This window comes from Streptomyces sp. NPDC050263, assembly GCF_040655955.1.
GTDB lineage: Bacteria > Actinomycetota > Actinomycetes > Streptomycetales > Streptomycetaceae > Streptomyces.
Window position 1 is genome coordinate 1 of the sequence record NZ_JBFAKW010000048.1, and the last position, 13,643, is coordinate 13,643.

13 protein-coding genes are annotated in these 13,643 nt (G+C 67.8%); 10 read left to right on the forward strand and 3 right to left on the reverse strand.

Annotated features, from left to right (window positions below; genetic code table 11):
- The first annotated feature begins 157 nt into the window (after positions 1-157).
- Positions 158-1,744, forward strand: coding sequence for an ABC transporter substrate-binding protein (locus AB0J04_RS21985; RefSeq protein WP_363170232.1), 1,587 nt, complete (start codon positions 158-160; stop codon positions 1,742-1,744).
- 68 nt (positions 1,745-1,812) lie between these two features.
- Here the strand turns inward: AB0J04_RS21985 and AB0J04_RS21990 are convergent, their stop codons facing one another.
- Positions 1,813-2,484 (reverse strand): response regulator transcription factor, encoded by a 672-nt coding sequence (locus AB0J04_RS21990; protein ID WP_020141342.1) that lies wholly within the window; start codon positions 2,482-2,484, stop codon positions 1,813-1,815.
- 14 nt (positions 2,485-2,498) lie between these two features.
- On the reverse strand, positions 2,499-3,470 hold the full coding sequence (locus tag AB0J04_RS21995; protein WP_363170233.1) for a RecB family exonuclease: 972 nt from the start codon (positions 3,468-3,470) through the stop codon (positions 2,499-2,501).
- A 188-nt stretch (positions 3,471-3,658) separates the two neighbouring features.
- On the opposite strand from AB0J04_RS21995, the gene AB0J04_RS22000 reads away from it, so the two are divergent.
- The 3 genes from AB0J04_RS22000 to AB0J04_RS22010 all read left to right on the forward strand — a co-directional run bounded on the left by AB0J04_RS22000 (position 3,659) and on the right by AB0J04_RS22010 (position 6,843).
- Complete coding sequence (locus AB0J04_RS22000) at positions 3,659-5,122, forward strand: site-2 protease family protein (RefSeq protein ID WP_363170234.1); 1,464 nt, start codon at positions 3,659-3,661, stop codon at positions 5,120-5,122.
- A gap of 44 nt (positions 5,123-5,166) precedes the next feature.
- Entirely contained in the window at positions 5,167-6,069 is a 903-nt protein-coding gene (locus tag AB0J04_RS22005) for a tRNA (adenine-N1)-methyltransferase (RefSeq protein WP_363170235.1), read from the forward strand.
- A gap of 192 nt (positions 6,070-6,261) precedes the next feature.
- Positions 6,262-6,843 carry a hypothetical protein gene (locus tag AB0J04_RS22010; protein WP_363170236.1) on the forward strand — a complete coding sequence of 194 codons (582 nt, stop codon included), beginning with the start codon at positions 6,262-6,264 and terminating at the stop codon, positions 6,841-6,843.
- Positions 6,844-6,900: 57 nt separating this feature from the next.
- Here the strand turns inward: AB0J04_RS22010 and AB0J04_RS22015 are convergent, their stop codons facing one another.
- Positions 6,901-7,206 carry a ferredoxin gene (locus AB0J04_RS22015; RefSeq protein WP_363170237.1) on the reverse strand — a complete coding sequence of 102 codons (306 nt, stop codon included), beginning with the start codon at positions 7,204-7,206 and terminating at the stop codon, positions 6,901-6,903.
- Positions 7,207-7,449: 243 nt separating this feature from the next.
- On the opposite strand from AB0J04_RS22015, the gene arc reads away from it, so the two are divergent.
- The 6 genes from arc to prcA all read left to right on the forward strand — a co-directional run bounded on the left by arc (position 7,450) and on the right by prcA (position 13,621).
- Complete coding sequence (gene arc, locus AB0J04_RS22020) at positions 7,450-9,216, forward strand: proteasome ATPase (protein WP_351908148.1); 1,767 nt, start codon at positions 7,450-7,452, stop codon at positions 9,214-9,216.
- A gap of 233 nt (positions 9,217-9,449) precedes the next feature.
- Positions 9,450-10,961, forward strand: a complete 1,512-nt coding sequence (gene dop / locus AB0J04_RS22025) for a depupylase/deamidase Dop (RefSeq protein ID WP_363170238.1) — start codon at positions 9,450-9,452, stop codon at positions 10,959-10,961.
- Between the two features lie 188 nt (positions 10,962-11,149).
- Positions 11,150-11,368, forward strand: a complete 219-nt coding sequence (locus tag AB0J04_RS22030; RefSeq protein ID WP_266723537.1) for a ubiquitin-like protein Pup — start codon at positions 11,150-11,152, stop codon at positions 11,366-11,368.
- 50 nt (positions 11,369-11,418) lie between these two features.
- Complete coding sequence (locus AB0J04_RS22035; protein WP_363170239.1) at positions 11,419-12,024, forward strand: endonuclease VII domain-containing protein; 606 nt, start codon at positions 11,419-11,421, stop codon at positions 12,022-12,024.
- Entirely contained in the window at positions 11,976-12,821 is an 846-nt protein-coding gene (gene prcB / locus AB0J04_RS22040; RefSeq protein WP_351908141.1) for a proteasome subunit beta, read from the forward strand. The genes AB0J04_RS22035 and prcB overlap by 49 nt, the downstream gene beginning before the upstream one ends.
- A 62-nt stretch (positions 12,822-12,883) precedes the next feature.
- Positions 12,884-13,621, forward strand: coding sequence for a proteasome subunit alpha (prcA, locus tag AB0J04_RS22045; protein ID WP_363170240.1), 738 nt, complete (start codon positions 12,884-12,886; stop codon positions 13,619-13,621).
- The last annotated feature ends 22 nt before the right edge of the window (positions 13,622-13,643 follow it).

The following is a 13,643-nucleotide window of genomic DNA, read 5'->3' on the forward strand; positions in this document are numbered from 1 at the left end:
GTAGCTCCGCTACGAGGACTCTCGCCCGGCACACCGAGAGCACGCACCGAACGCCGCTCCTTCTCCCACGGAGATCCATCAGAAGCCCCCTAGTGGCCCGGCCGGGGCCAAGGGAAGGCGGCCCCGGTGCGACGAGAAACGACGACAAGGCATTTTCGTGAACATGCGTAACCAGTGGCCGGTCCTGCCGATCGTGGCGGGGCTGGCCTCCGGCCTGTTGACCGGCTGCGGCACCCAGAGCGGAGGCTCGGGCGGCGACGCCTCCTCCGTGGTCCTGGGCATGTCCGACGACGTCCTGAGCACCGACCCCGCCGCCGGCTACGACCCCGGCTCCTGGCTGTTGTTCAACAACGTCTTCCAGTCGCTGCTCAGCTTCCCCAAGGGCGGCACCGAACCCGAGCCCGACGCGGCCGAGGAATGCTCCTTCACCGACACGAAGACCCAGGTCTACTCGTGCACGCTGAAGGACGGCCTCAAGTTCAGCAACGGCGACGCGCTCACCTCCGAGGACGTCAAGTTCTCCTTCGACCGCATGCTGAAGATCAACGACGACGCCGGGCCGGCGATCATGTTCCCCATGCTCGACAAGGTCGAGACCCCCGACGCCAAGACCGTCGTCTTCCGCCTCAAGAGCGCCGACGCCACCTTCCCCAGCAAGCTCGCCTCGGGCGCCGGCTCCATCGTCGACCACAAGGAGTACGACGTCGACGGCCTGCGCAAGGACGGCGGCGCCGTCGGCTCCGGCCCCTACAAGCTGGACTCCTTCGGCGAAGACGAAGCCGTCTTCTCCGTCAACGAGAACTACCGGGGCACCGCCGCCGACGCCCGCAACACCGGCGTCACCCTCAAGTTCTTCGGCGGAGACCAGAAGGCCCTCAAGAAGGCCCTGCTCGCCGGCGACGTCGACATCGCCTACCGAGGCCTCACCGCCGACGACATCTCCGGCATCCAGCAGAGCACCGACGCCGACACGGCCGTCGAGGTCGTCGAAGGCAGCAGCGCCGAAGTCCAGCACCTCGTCTTCAACATGAACGACCCCGTCGCCGGCAAACTCGGCGTCCGCCAGGCCATCGCCCACCTGATCGACCGCGAAGCCCTCATCAAGGACGTCTACCAGGGCACCGCCGACCCCCTCTACTCGATCATCCCGGCCGGCATCACGGGCCACAACACCGCCTTCTTCGACCGCTACGGCGCCCGCCCCTCGAAGGCCGAGGCCGCCGACGCGCTCGCCGACGAAGGCATCACCGACAAGGTGAAACTCACCCTCTGGTCCACCCCGTCCCGCTACGGCCCGGCCACCGACCAGGAACTCGAGACCATCGCGGCCCAGCTCAACGCCAGCGGCCTCTTCGACGCCGACGTCCGGTCCGTCGCCTTCGACCAGTACGAGAAGGACATCGCAGACGGCAAGTACGGCGTCTACGTCAAGGGCTGGGTGCCCGACTACCCCGACGCCGACAACTTCACCTCGCCCTTCTTCGGCGAGGGCAACGTGCTCAGCAACAACTACAGCAACACCACCATCACCGGCACGCTCATCCCGCGCACCGCCGCCCAGAGCGACCGCAGCGCCACCGACACCGACTACGGACGTCTCCAGGACATCGTCGCCGAGCAACTGCCCGTCCTGCCCGTCTGGCAGGCCAAGCAGTACGCCGTCGTCAGCGAGAACGTCTACGGCCTCGAGAGCTGCCTCGACGCCTCGACGGTGTTCCGCTTCTGGGAACTCAGCAAGGCCTGACCGCCGCACGGCACACGCAAAGGGCGCCCCTCTCCGGCCGAAGCGGAGAGAGGCACCCTTCCCGCACGCTACTGCGCGCCCGGGCGCACCAGACCGCTCTCGTACGCGTACACCGCCGCCTGCACCCGGTCCCGCAGCCCCAGCTTCGTCAGCACATGCCCCACATGCGTCTTCACCGTGGTCTCGCTGACGAACAGATCGGCGGCGATCTCGGCGTTCGACAACCCCCGCGCCACCAGCTTCAACACCTCCACCTCACGGTCGGTGAGAGTGTGCAGGGTGTCCGGCACCGGCTCGTCGCCCGACGGCAGATGCGTGGCGTACTTGTCCAGCAGCCGCCGCGTGATGCTCGGCGCCAGCATCGCCTCACCGGCGGCCACCACCCGGATCGCCTGCACCAACTCGTTCGCCGGCGCGTCCTTCAACAGGAACCCGCTCGCCCCGGCCCGCAGCGCCTCCACGACGTACTCGTCGAGGTCGAACGTCGTCAGCACCAACACCTTCGCCGGACCGTCCCGACCAGGACCGGTGATCTGCCGGGTCGCCTCCACCCCGTCCATCCGCGGCATGCGGATGTCCATCAGCACCACATCGGGCTGCAACGCCCGCACCTGGTCGAGAGCCTGCAGGCCGTCTCCGGCCTCGCCGACGACCGCGATGTCCTGCTCGGCCTCCAGGATCATGCGGAAGCCCGTGCGCAACAGCGGCTGGTCGTCGACCAGTAGGACACGGATGGCCACGTGGATCTCCTTTTTTAGCCCGGGCCCATTCTGCCCTGCGCCCCACCTTCCGACTCGGCCGCCCTCACCGACGGCACCACCGGCAACGGATACGGCGGGGGAGTGCCCCCGAACTCCGGACAGTGCGCCTGGTGATCGCACCAACCGCACAGCTTCGTCGGCCGTGGCCGCCACTCACCCGTCTCCGTGGCCAGCCGGATCGCCTCCCACAACGCCAGCAGCCTGCGCTCCACCCGCTCCAGATCGGCCACGACCGGGTCGTACGTCAGCACGTCACCACTGCCCAGGTACACCAGCTGCAGCCGCCGGGGCACCACGTTCTTCAACCGCCACACGACCAACGCGTAGAACTTCATCTGGAACAGCGCACCGTCCGCGTACTCCGCCCGCGGCGCCTTGCCCGTCTTGTAGTCGACGATCCGCACCTCACCGGTCGGCGCCACATCCACCCGGTCGATGATCCCGCGCAGCCGCAGCCCCGACTCCAGCTCCGTCTCCACGAACAGCTCCCGCTCGGCAGGCTCCAGCCGCGTCGGATCCTCCAGCGTGAACCAGCGCTCTACCAGCCGCTCCGCCTCCGCCAGCCAGCCCGCGAGCCGCTCGCCCTCCGGATCGTCCGCGAACAGCTCCACGACCTCCGGCCGCGACTCCCGCAGCCGGTCCCACTGGCCCGGAATCAGCGACTTCGCCCGCGGCGCCGTCCGCTCCGCCGCCGGCGCGTCGAACAGCCGCTCCAGGACCGCGTGCACCAACGTCCCCTTCGTCGCCGCCGCACTCGGCTTCTCCGGCAACCGGTCGATCACCCGGAACCGGTACAACAGCGGACACTGCATGAAATCACCGGCCCGCGACGGCGACAGCGAAGTGGGGGCTATGGCGACGACCTCCGCCGCCACCGCCTCCGGCACGACCGCCCCCGACTGCGCCGGAACCTCCACGACACCGCCGTCGCCCACCCGGGCGACCCCCTCGCTGCTGCTCTCCATGACTCCAGACCTTACGACCCACCACCGACAGTGACCCAGCCACGCACCCCGGCTCGTCCCCGACACCGGCGACGAGCCGGGAAAACACAGGGGGTGCCGGGGCGGAACACACCACGACCGCCGCATACCATCGGTCACAGACCCTCCCGCGCGACACGAGCGGGAGACGCATCGAACGAGGGGACACCGTGGTGGAAAGCGGCGGGAGCGGGCGACCGCGGCCGGACAGCGAACAGTCGGCCGAGCACCCCGCGACACCTGCGTCTCCGGCCACCGACCTCGCGAAGACCCCGGACGAGCCACAACCCGAGAACGACACCGGCACCGACGACACCGGCGCCGACGACACCGGCACCGACCCGGATGCCGGGCCCCACGCCGGCACCGGGGCCGACGCCGACGGTGGGAACGACAAGGCCGAAGCCGAAACCGAAGCCGAACCCACCGCACCCCCCACCCCCACCCTCCCCAAAGGCCCCCCACCCCCACGCCCCCCGGAGCAGCCCCGCGGCGGCCTCCTCATGGGCCGCCCCTTCGGCGTACCCGTCTACGTCGCCCCCAGCTGGTTCCTCGTCGCCGCCCTCATCACCTGGGTCTTCGGCAACCAGCTCGACCGCGTACTCCCCGAACTCGGCGCCGCCCGCTACCTCGTCTCCCTCTTCTTCGCCGTCGCCTTCTACGCCTCCGTGCTCATCCACGAACTCGCCCACACCATCGCCGCCCTCCGCTTCAAACTCCCCGTCCGCCGCATCCAGCTCCAGTTCTTCGGCGGCGTCTCCGAAATCGAGAAAGAAGCCGAGACCCCCGGCCGCGAGTTCTGGCTCGCCTTCGTCGGCCCCCTCCTCTCCCTCATCCTCTCCGGCCTCTTCTACCTCGCCCTCCAGCCCGTCGAACGCGGCACCGTCCCCGGCGTCCTGCTGGCCGGCCTGATGATCTCCAACCTCATCGTGGCGATCTTCAACCTCCTCCCCGGCCTCCCGCTCGACGGCGGCCGCATGCTCCGCGCCGTCGTCTGGAAGATCACCGGCAAACCCATGAGCGGCACCATCGCCGCCGCCTGGGTCGGCCGCGCCCTCGCCGTCTCCGTCCTCGTCGGCCTCCCCCTCCTCACCCAGTCCGGCGCCCTCGGCTCCAGCGCCGAGGACAGCGTCGGCATGGACACCGTCACCGACGCACTCCTCGCCGCCATCCTCGCCGCCATCATCTGGACCGGCGCCGGCAACAGCCTGCGCATGGCGCGCCTGCGCGAACACCTCCCCGACCTGCGCGCCCGCACCCTCACCCGCCGCGCCGTCCCCGTCGAGACCGCCACCCCCCTCTCCGAAGCCCTCCGCCGCGCCAACGACGCCGGCGCCCGCGCCCTCGTCGTCGTCGACGCCCACGGCGAACCCCTCTCCCTCGTCCGCGAGGCCGCCATCGTCGGCGTACCCGAACACCGCCGCCCCTGGGTCGCCGTCAGCGGCCTCGCCCAGGACATCACCGACGGCATGCGCATCTCCGCCGAACTCGCCGGCGAAGACCTCCTCGACGTCCTGCGCGCCACCCCCGCCACCGAATACCTCGTCGTCGAGGAGACCGGCGAGATCTTCGGCGTCCTCTCCGCCGCCGACGTCGAACGCGCCTTCGTCAAAGCCATGGCCCGCCCCAGCTGACCACCGTGGTCGGCGGCCCCCGCAAACGCCGGTAGGCTGTTCACATGTCCGAACCGACCGGTGCCGCCCGCAGGCGCGGGCCCTTCAAGGTCGGGGACCAGGTTCAGCTGACCGACCCCAAGGGCCGCCACTACACGTTCACGCTCGAAGCCGGGAAGAACTTCCACACCCACAAGGGTTCCTTCCCGCACGACGAACTGATCGGCGCACCCGAGGGCAGCGTTGTCCGCACCACCGGGAACGTCGCCTACCTCGCGCTGCGCCCCCTGCTCCCCGACTACGTCCTGTCCATGCCCCGCGGCGCCGCCGTGGTCTACCCCAAGGACGCGGGGCAGATCCTCGCCTTCGCCGACATCTTCCCCGGCGCACGCGTCGTCGAAGCCGGCGTCGGCTCCGGATCGCTCAGCAGCTTCCTGCTGCGCGCCATCGGCGACCAGGGCATGCTGCACAGCTACGAGCGCCGCGAGGACTTCGCCGAGATCGCCCAGGCGAACGTCGAACGCTACTTCGGCGGCCCCCACCCCGCCTGGCAGCTCACCGTCGGCGACCTCCAGGACAACCTGAGCGACACCGACGTCGACCGCGTCATCCTCGACATGCTCGCCCCCTGGGAATGCCTCGAAGCCGTCTCCAAGGCACTCGTCCCCGGCGGCATCCTCTGCTGCTACGTCGCCACCACCACCCAGCTCGCCCGGACCGTCGAGTCCATCCGCGAGATCGGCTCCTTCAACGAGCCCACCGCCTGGGAATCGATGATCCGCAACTGGCACGTCGAAGGCCTGGCCGTCCGCCCCGACCACCGGATGATCGGCCACACCGGCTTCCTGCTCACCGCCCGCCGCCTCGCCGACGGCGTCGAACCGCCCATGCGCCGCCGCCGCCCCGCCAAGGGCGCCTACGGAGACGACTACGACGGCCCCAACGCAGACAGAGGCGCCGGCCGCTGACCCGGCCCGCACCACACCCAACGACACGGCGCCGTGACCGAGTTCCCGAACCCACCACCGGAACTCGACCACGGCGCCTTGCCGTTGACACCGCACAACCCGCACCCCGCCGTTCCCCCACCCTGTGACGTGTGGCACGATGCTGGCCACCCCCCACCCCCACCGGCACAGCCATCACAGGAGACGCTCCTAGTGCAGCAACCCGCCGTCCCGGAACTGGCACACACCCACACCCGGCCGATCCACTGGGTAGCGACCGCCACGGCCCTCGCCGGCGTCATCGCCCTCTCCTCGCTCCTGCAGCCCAGATCCGCGACAGCCGCCCAGACCGCCGGACCGGACGCCAGACCCGCCGCCCCCACCAGCACCGCGGCCCCCGCCACCACCGGCGTCGACTTCCCCCTCGAATGCGGCCCCGTCCAGGCCCTCGTCGTCAAGAAGGCCACCGGCGACCTCGACGGCGACGGCCGCCCGGAAACCGTCGCCGTCGTCCACTGCGACGCCGCCATGGGAACCCCGCCCGACGCCGTCTACGTCCTCACCCAAGGCGCCGACAGCACCCACGCACGCGTGGTCGCCACCCTCGTCGACCCCAAGGACCGCACCACCGTCACCAGCCTCACCATCACCGACGGAGCCGTCCTCGCGACCCTCCTCGGCTACTCCACGGCCGACGTACCCAGTTGCTGCCCCGACGTCAAGGACAGCGCCAAGTGGCAGTGGAAGGACAACACGTTCATCCGCTCGACACCCGCAGGCGCCCACAGCGTCTGATCCAGGCCACCCGCCCTGTGAGAAATCAGACAGACATCACAGGGCGCAACCGTGAGCTCACTCCGCGTCCGGACCGTAGACCTCGACACTGTCCGAAACCCGCCGCACGTGAATGCAATCACCCGGACACTCCCGCGCCGAGTCCACCACGTCCGGCAACAACGGCAACGGCACCGGCGTCGTGGACCCCTTGGCCTGCAGAAGCTCGTCATCCGCGCTCTTGACATACGCCAGACCGTCGATGTCCAGCTCGAACACCTCGGGCGCGTACTGCACACAGATCCCGTCGCCGGTACAGAGATCCTGGTCGATCCAGACCTCCAGAGCCTCGCCGCCGACACCGGCCTCCTGCTGCACGCCCATGACTCCTGCCGTTTACTGTCGAGCCGCAAGGGAACGATGCAGGCTCTGACGGGTGTTGAACAGTTCGACCCTACCCTCGGCCGCTTCCCAATCATGTTCGGTGGGTATTCCCCTGGCGTGAGGGAGAGCGCAAGGGTGAAGATCGGACACACCCCGACCGTCTTTGTGATCTAGGGGTTTCAATCGACACCCACCCAGGTAGGGTCTGGAAGCGTCCAGCTCCCCTTGGAGGAGGTGAGGACCGTGGCAGCCCACGACGACGACATGAACCGCGGCATCCGCCCGGGACGAGGGTCCGACGACCCGTCCGGGCAGATTGCCTACCTTGAGCAGGAGATCGCCGTCCTGCGACGCAAGCTCGCCGACTCTCCGCGACACACGAGGATTCTCGAAGAGCGGATCGTCGAGCTGCAGACAAACCTGGCCGGCGTGTCCGCCCAGAACGAGCGACTCGCCAACACACTCCGTGAGGCCCGCGACCAGATCGTGGCCCTCAAGGAAGAAGTCGACCGGCTCGCACAGCCACCGGCCGGCTTCGGTGTCTTCCTCACGGCGAACGAGGACGGCACGGCCGACATCTTCACCGGAGGCCGCAAACTCCGCGTGAACGTCAGCCCCAGCGTCGAGCTCGAAGAGCTCCGACGCGGCCAGGAAGTAATGCTCAACGAAGCGCTCAACGTGGTCGAGGCCATGGAGTACGAGAGCGTCGGCGACATCGTCACCCTCAAGGAGATCCTCGAGGACGGCGTACGCGCCCTCGTGCAGGGGCACACCGACGAAGAACGAGTGGTCCGGCTCGCCGAACCCCTCCTCGACGTCGTCATCCGCCCCGGCGACGCCCTCCTGCTCGAACCCCGCTCCGGCTACGTCTACGAGGTCGTCCCCAAGAGCGAGGTCGAAGAACTCGTCCTCGAAGAGGTCCCCGACATCGGCTACGAGCAGATCGGCGGCCTCGGCGGCCAGATCGAGATGATCCGCGACGCCGTCGAGCTCCCCTACCTCTACCCCGACCTCTTCAAGGAGCACGAGCTCCGCCCGCCCAAGGGCGTCCTGCTCTACGGACCCCCCGGATGCGGCAAGACGCTCATCGCCAAGGCCGTCGCCAACTCACTGGCCAAAAAGGTCGCCGAAGTCACCGGCCAAGCCACCGGCAAGAGCTTCTTCCTCAACATCAAGGGCCCCGAGCTCCTCAACAAGTACGTCGGCGAGACCGAGCGGCAGATCCGCCTCGTCTTCCAGCGTGCCCGCGAGAAGGCATCCGAGGGCACCCCCGTCATCGTCTTCTTCGACGAGATGGAATCCCTCTTCCGCACCCGCGGCTCCGGCGTCAGCTCCGACGTCGAGAACACCATCGTCCCCCAGCTCCTCGCCGAGATCGACGGCGTCGAAGGCCTGCAGAACGTGGTCGTCATCGGCGCCTCCAACCGCGAGGACATGATCGACCCCGCCATCCTGCGCCCCGGCCGCCTCGACGTGAAGATCAAGATCGAGCGCCCGGACGCCGAAGCGGCCAAGGACATCTTCCAGAAGTACCTCACCGAACGCCTCCCCCTCCACTCCGAGGACGTCGGCGAACACGGCGGCGACAAGACCACCACCGTCCAGAGCATGATCCAGACGGCCGTGGAACACATGTACGCCGAAACCGAGGAAAACCGCTTCCTGGAAGTCACCTACGCCAACGGCGACAAGGAAGTCCTCTACTTCAAGGACTTCAACTCAGGCGCCATGATCGAGAACATCGTCGGCCGCGCCAAGAAAATGGCCATCAAGGACTTCCTCGACAAGAACCAGAAGGGCCTGCGCGTCTCCCACCTCCTCCAGGCATGCGTGGACGAGTTCAAGGAGAACGAGGACCTGCCCAACACCACCAACCCCGACGACTGGGCCCGAATCTCCGGAAAGAAGGGCGAACGGATCGTCTACATCCGTACCCTCATCACCGGAAAGCAGGGCGCGGACACCGGACGCTCCATCGACACGGTGGCGAACACCGGACAGTACCTGTAAAAACAGGGCGGCTGCGGGTGCCCACCACGGGTACCCGCAGCCGACTGCTTTCCAGGCCACGGCTGGAGCAAGGCAATGACGCAAATGATCTCCCCACCAGCGCAGAGGCGTTCTAGGCTCTTCCGTACCGCCGGGTCGCGAGTTGCGGGGACGGGCACCGCACACGCACCGGAGCACCACCGGTATCTGAGCGGCGCCCACGACCGAGGGTGCCGCCGGGCAAGGAGGGCCGCATGACCGTACGGCGAGTAATGGGCATCGAGACGGAGTACGGCATCTCCGTCCCCGGCCACCCCAACGCCAATGCCATGCTCACCTCGTCCCAGATCGTCAACGCCTACGCGGCGGCGATGCACAGGGCCCGCCGGGCCCGCTGGGACTTCGAGGAGGAGAACCCGCTGCGGGACGCGCGAGGCTTCGACCTCGCCCGCGAGGCCGCCGACTCCAGCCAGCTCACCGACGAGGACATCGGCCTCGCCAACGTCATCCTCACCAACGGCGCCCGCCTCTACGTCGACCACGCACACCCCGAATACAGCTCCCCCGAGGTCACCAACCCCCGCGACGCCGTCCTCTGGGACAAAGCCGGCGAACGGATCATGGCCGAGGCCGCCGAACGCGCCGCCGCGCTCCCCGGCGCCCAGCCCATCCACCTCTACAAGAACAACACCGACAACAAGGGCGCCTCCTACGGCACGCACGAGAACTACCTGATGAAGCGCGAGACCGCCTTCTCGGACATCGTGCGCCACCTCACCCCGTTCTTCGTCTCGCGCCAGGTGGTCACCGGCGCAGGCCGCGTCGGCATCGGCCAGGACGGCCACGAACACGGCTTCCAGCTCAGCCAGCGCGCCGACTACTTCGAAGTCGAAGTAGGCCTCGAGACGACCCTCAAGCGCCCCATCATCAACACCCGCGACGAGCCGCACGCCGACGCCGAGAAATACCGCCGCCTCCACGTGATCATCGGCGACGCGAACCTCTCCGAGATCTCGACCTACCTCAAGCTGGGCACCACCGCCCTGGTCCTGTCCATGATCGAGGACGGCTTCATCGCCGTCGACCTGGCCGTCGACCAGCCCGTACGCACCCTCCACCAGGTCTCCCACGACCCCACCCTCAAACGACTCGTCACCCTCCGCAGCGGCCGCACGCTCACCGCGGTCCAACTGCAGATGGAGTACTACGAGCTCTCCCGCAAGTACGTGGAGGAGCGCTTCGGCGCCGACGTGGACGACCAGACCAAGGACGTGCTGGCGCGCTGGGAGGACACCCTCACGCGCCTGGAGAACGACCACATGAGCCTCGCCGGCGAACTCGACTGGGTCGCCAAGCGGGAACTCATGGAGGGTTACCGGCGCCGCGACAGCCTCGACTGGGACGCCGCCCGCCTCCACCTCGTCGACCTCCAGTACGCCGACGTACGGGCCGAGAAGGGCCTCTTCAACCGTCTCGCGGCCCGCGGGCGCATGAAGCGCCTTCTGGACGAGAACGAGGTCGAGCGGGCCATCACGACGCCTCCGGAGGACACCCGCGCCTACTTCCGCGGCCGCTGCCTGGAGCAGTACGCCGACGACGTCGCCGCGGCCTCCTGGGACTCGGTGATCTTCGATCTGCCGGGCCGCGATTCGCTCCAGCGCGTCCCAACCCTCGAACCACTTCGCGGAACGCGAAATCACGTCAAGGAGCTCCTGGACCGCTGCCGCACCGCAGAAGACCTGGTCAGGGTCCTTTCGGGCGGCTGAACGGTTACCCGGACGGAACCTGCCGGACGGGGTGGAAAGTCCCCTGTCCGGGAATCATCGAGGTGGCCCCCGTACGTTGAAGCAACTGCGGGGCCGATGTCGGACCCGGCTTGTAGGGTCTGATCATCACCGATCGGCAGGAATGCCGACCTGTCGACCATGTCGGGCGAAAGAGCGGGGTGAGGGTTATGGCGACCAAGGACACCGGCGGCGGCCAGCAGAAGGCGACGCGCTCCACGGAGGAGGTCGAGGAGCAGGCGGCCGAGACTCAGGGGTCGGAGGACCTCAAGGAGCGTCAGGAGAAGCTGAGCGACGACGTGGACTCGGTTCTTGACGAGATTGACGATGTACTCGAGGAAAACGCCGAGGATTTCGTGCGCTCCTTCGTGCAAAAAGGTGGAGAGTGAGGGCTGCCGGGCTACTTCTTCCTTCGAATTGAAGGTGGCGGGGGTTGAGGGTGGCTGGCGAACCGAACGAGAAGCAATGTAGGAAATGCAAAAGAGGCCTGCCTCTCGCCGCATTTGCGCGGGACAAAAATCGGTGTGACGGCCTCCAGGTGCACTGCCGGGAGTGCGTGGCGGAGTACAGCGCCGCGCACTACCGGCGCCGCCGGGAGGCCCTGGGCAAGTCGGTCCGGGACAAAGTTGATGTCCCGGTCGGCCACAAGCTCTGCAGGACCTGTGGCGAGGTCAAGCCTCACGGCGAATGGCATCGCAACGCGACTGCTTCGGACGGCCTGTCGACGCGCTGCAAGGCCTGTCGGGCCGAGCGCGGGCGGCAGGACCATCTGAAGCGCCAATACGGCATGACCGAAGCCGAGCGTGACGAGTTGATCGCCTCCCAGCGCGGCCTCTGCTGCACATGTTTGTCAGCTCCGGCCGCACATGTGGATCACTGCCACAAGACGGGTAGGGTCCGAGGCGTACTGTGCTTCAGCTGCAACGCTGCACTGGGGCAGTTCAAAGATCGGCCCGATGCCATAAGGCGGGCTGCTGCATACGTGGAAGGAAACGCGTGGAAGCCAACACTCGTAGCACCGGGCGTCTACCAGCTGCCTTCCTGACGCCTGGGTCCTCGTCCTTCATGGACTTCCTCTCCGACCACCAGCCGGAGATGCTGCCCGGCAAGCGGCAGCTGCCGCCCACGCAGGGTGTGATCGAGGCGCCGCACGGGACGACGATCGTGGCCGTCACGTTCCCCGGGGGCGTCGTGCTCGCCGGTGACCGTCGGGCCACGATGGGCAACGTCATCGCGCAGCGGGACATCGAGAAGGTGTTCCCGGCGGACGAGTACTCGGCCGTCGGCATCGCCGGCACGGCGGGTCTGGCCGTGGAGATGGTGAAGCTGTTCCAGCTGGAGCTGGAGCACTTCGAGAAGGTCGAGGGGGCGCAGCTCTCGTTGGAGGGCAAGGCGAACCGTCTTTCGACGATGATCCGTTCGAATCTGGGCATGGCCATGCAGGGCTTGGCGGTCGTGCCGCTGTTCGCCGGGTTCGACGTCGACCGCGACCGGGGTCGGATCTTTTCCTACGACGTGACGGGCGGTCGCTCCGAGGAGCATCACTTCGCGGCGACGGGGTCGGGTTCGATCTTCGCGCGTGGGGCGATGAAGAAGCTGTTCCGCGGTGATCTGACCGAGGACGAGGCCACGATGTTGGTGGTGCAGGCGCTTTACGACGCGGCGGACGACGATTCGGCGACGGGTGGTCCGGATGTCGCGCGTCGGATCTATCCGATCGTCACGGTGATCACCGAGGACGGTTTCCGTCGGTTGACGGACGAGGAGTCGTCGGAGATCGCGCGTTCGATTCTGGAGCGTCGTCTGGAGCAGCCGGACGGCCCGCGTGCCGCTCTGCTGTAGTCGGCGGTCCCGTTCTTATCCCAGGTGATGCAGTGATTTCGACAGAAAGGGACGGATAACCGGTGTCGACGCCGTTCTATGTCTCACCCCAGCAGGCGATGGCGGACCGCGCGGAGTATGCGCGGAAGGGCATCGCGCGTGGTCGCAGCCTGGTTGTGCTGCAGTATGCCGACGGCATTGTGTTCGTCGGTGAGAATCCGTCCCGTGCGCTGCACAAGTTCAGCGAGATCTATGACCGGATCGGTTTCGCGGCCGCCGGTAAGTACAACGAGTACGAGAATCTTCGGATCGGTGGTGTGCGGTACGCGGATCTGCGTGGTTACACCTATGACCGGGATGATGTGACGGCGCGTGGTCTGGCGAACGTGTACGCGCAGACGTTGGGCACGATCTTCTCTTCGGCGGGTGAGAAGCCGTACGAGGTGGAGCTGGTGGTGGCGGAGGTCGGTGAGACTCCGGACGGTGATCAGATCTATCGGTTGCCGCACGACGGTTCGATCGTGGATGAGCACGGTTCGGTGGCGGTGGGCGGTAATGCCGAGGCGATCAGCAGTTATCTGGATCAGCGTCATCAGGACGGGATGAGCCTGGCTGAGGCGTTGAAGCTGGCTGTTCAGGCGTTGTCGCGGGACACGAACGGCTCTGAGCGGGAGATTCCGGCGGAGCGGCTTGAGGTGGCGGTGCTGGATCGTACGCGGCCGCAGGCGCGGAAGTTCAAGCGGATCGTGGGTCGTCAGCTGGGTCGTCTGCTGGAGACGGACGGTGCGTCGACGGAGGCGGAGAGCGCCGACGAGGAGTAGGTCGTCCGCGCTGTCGGTTTCG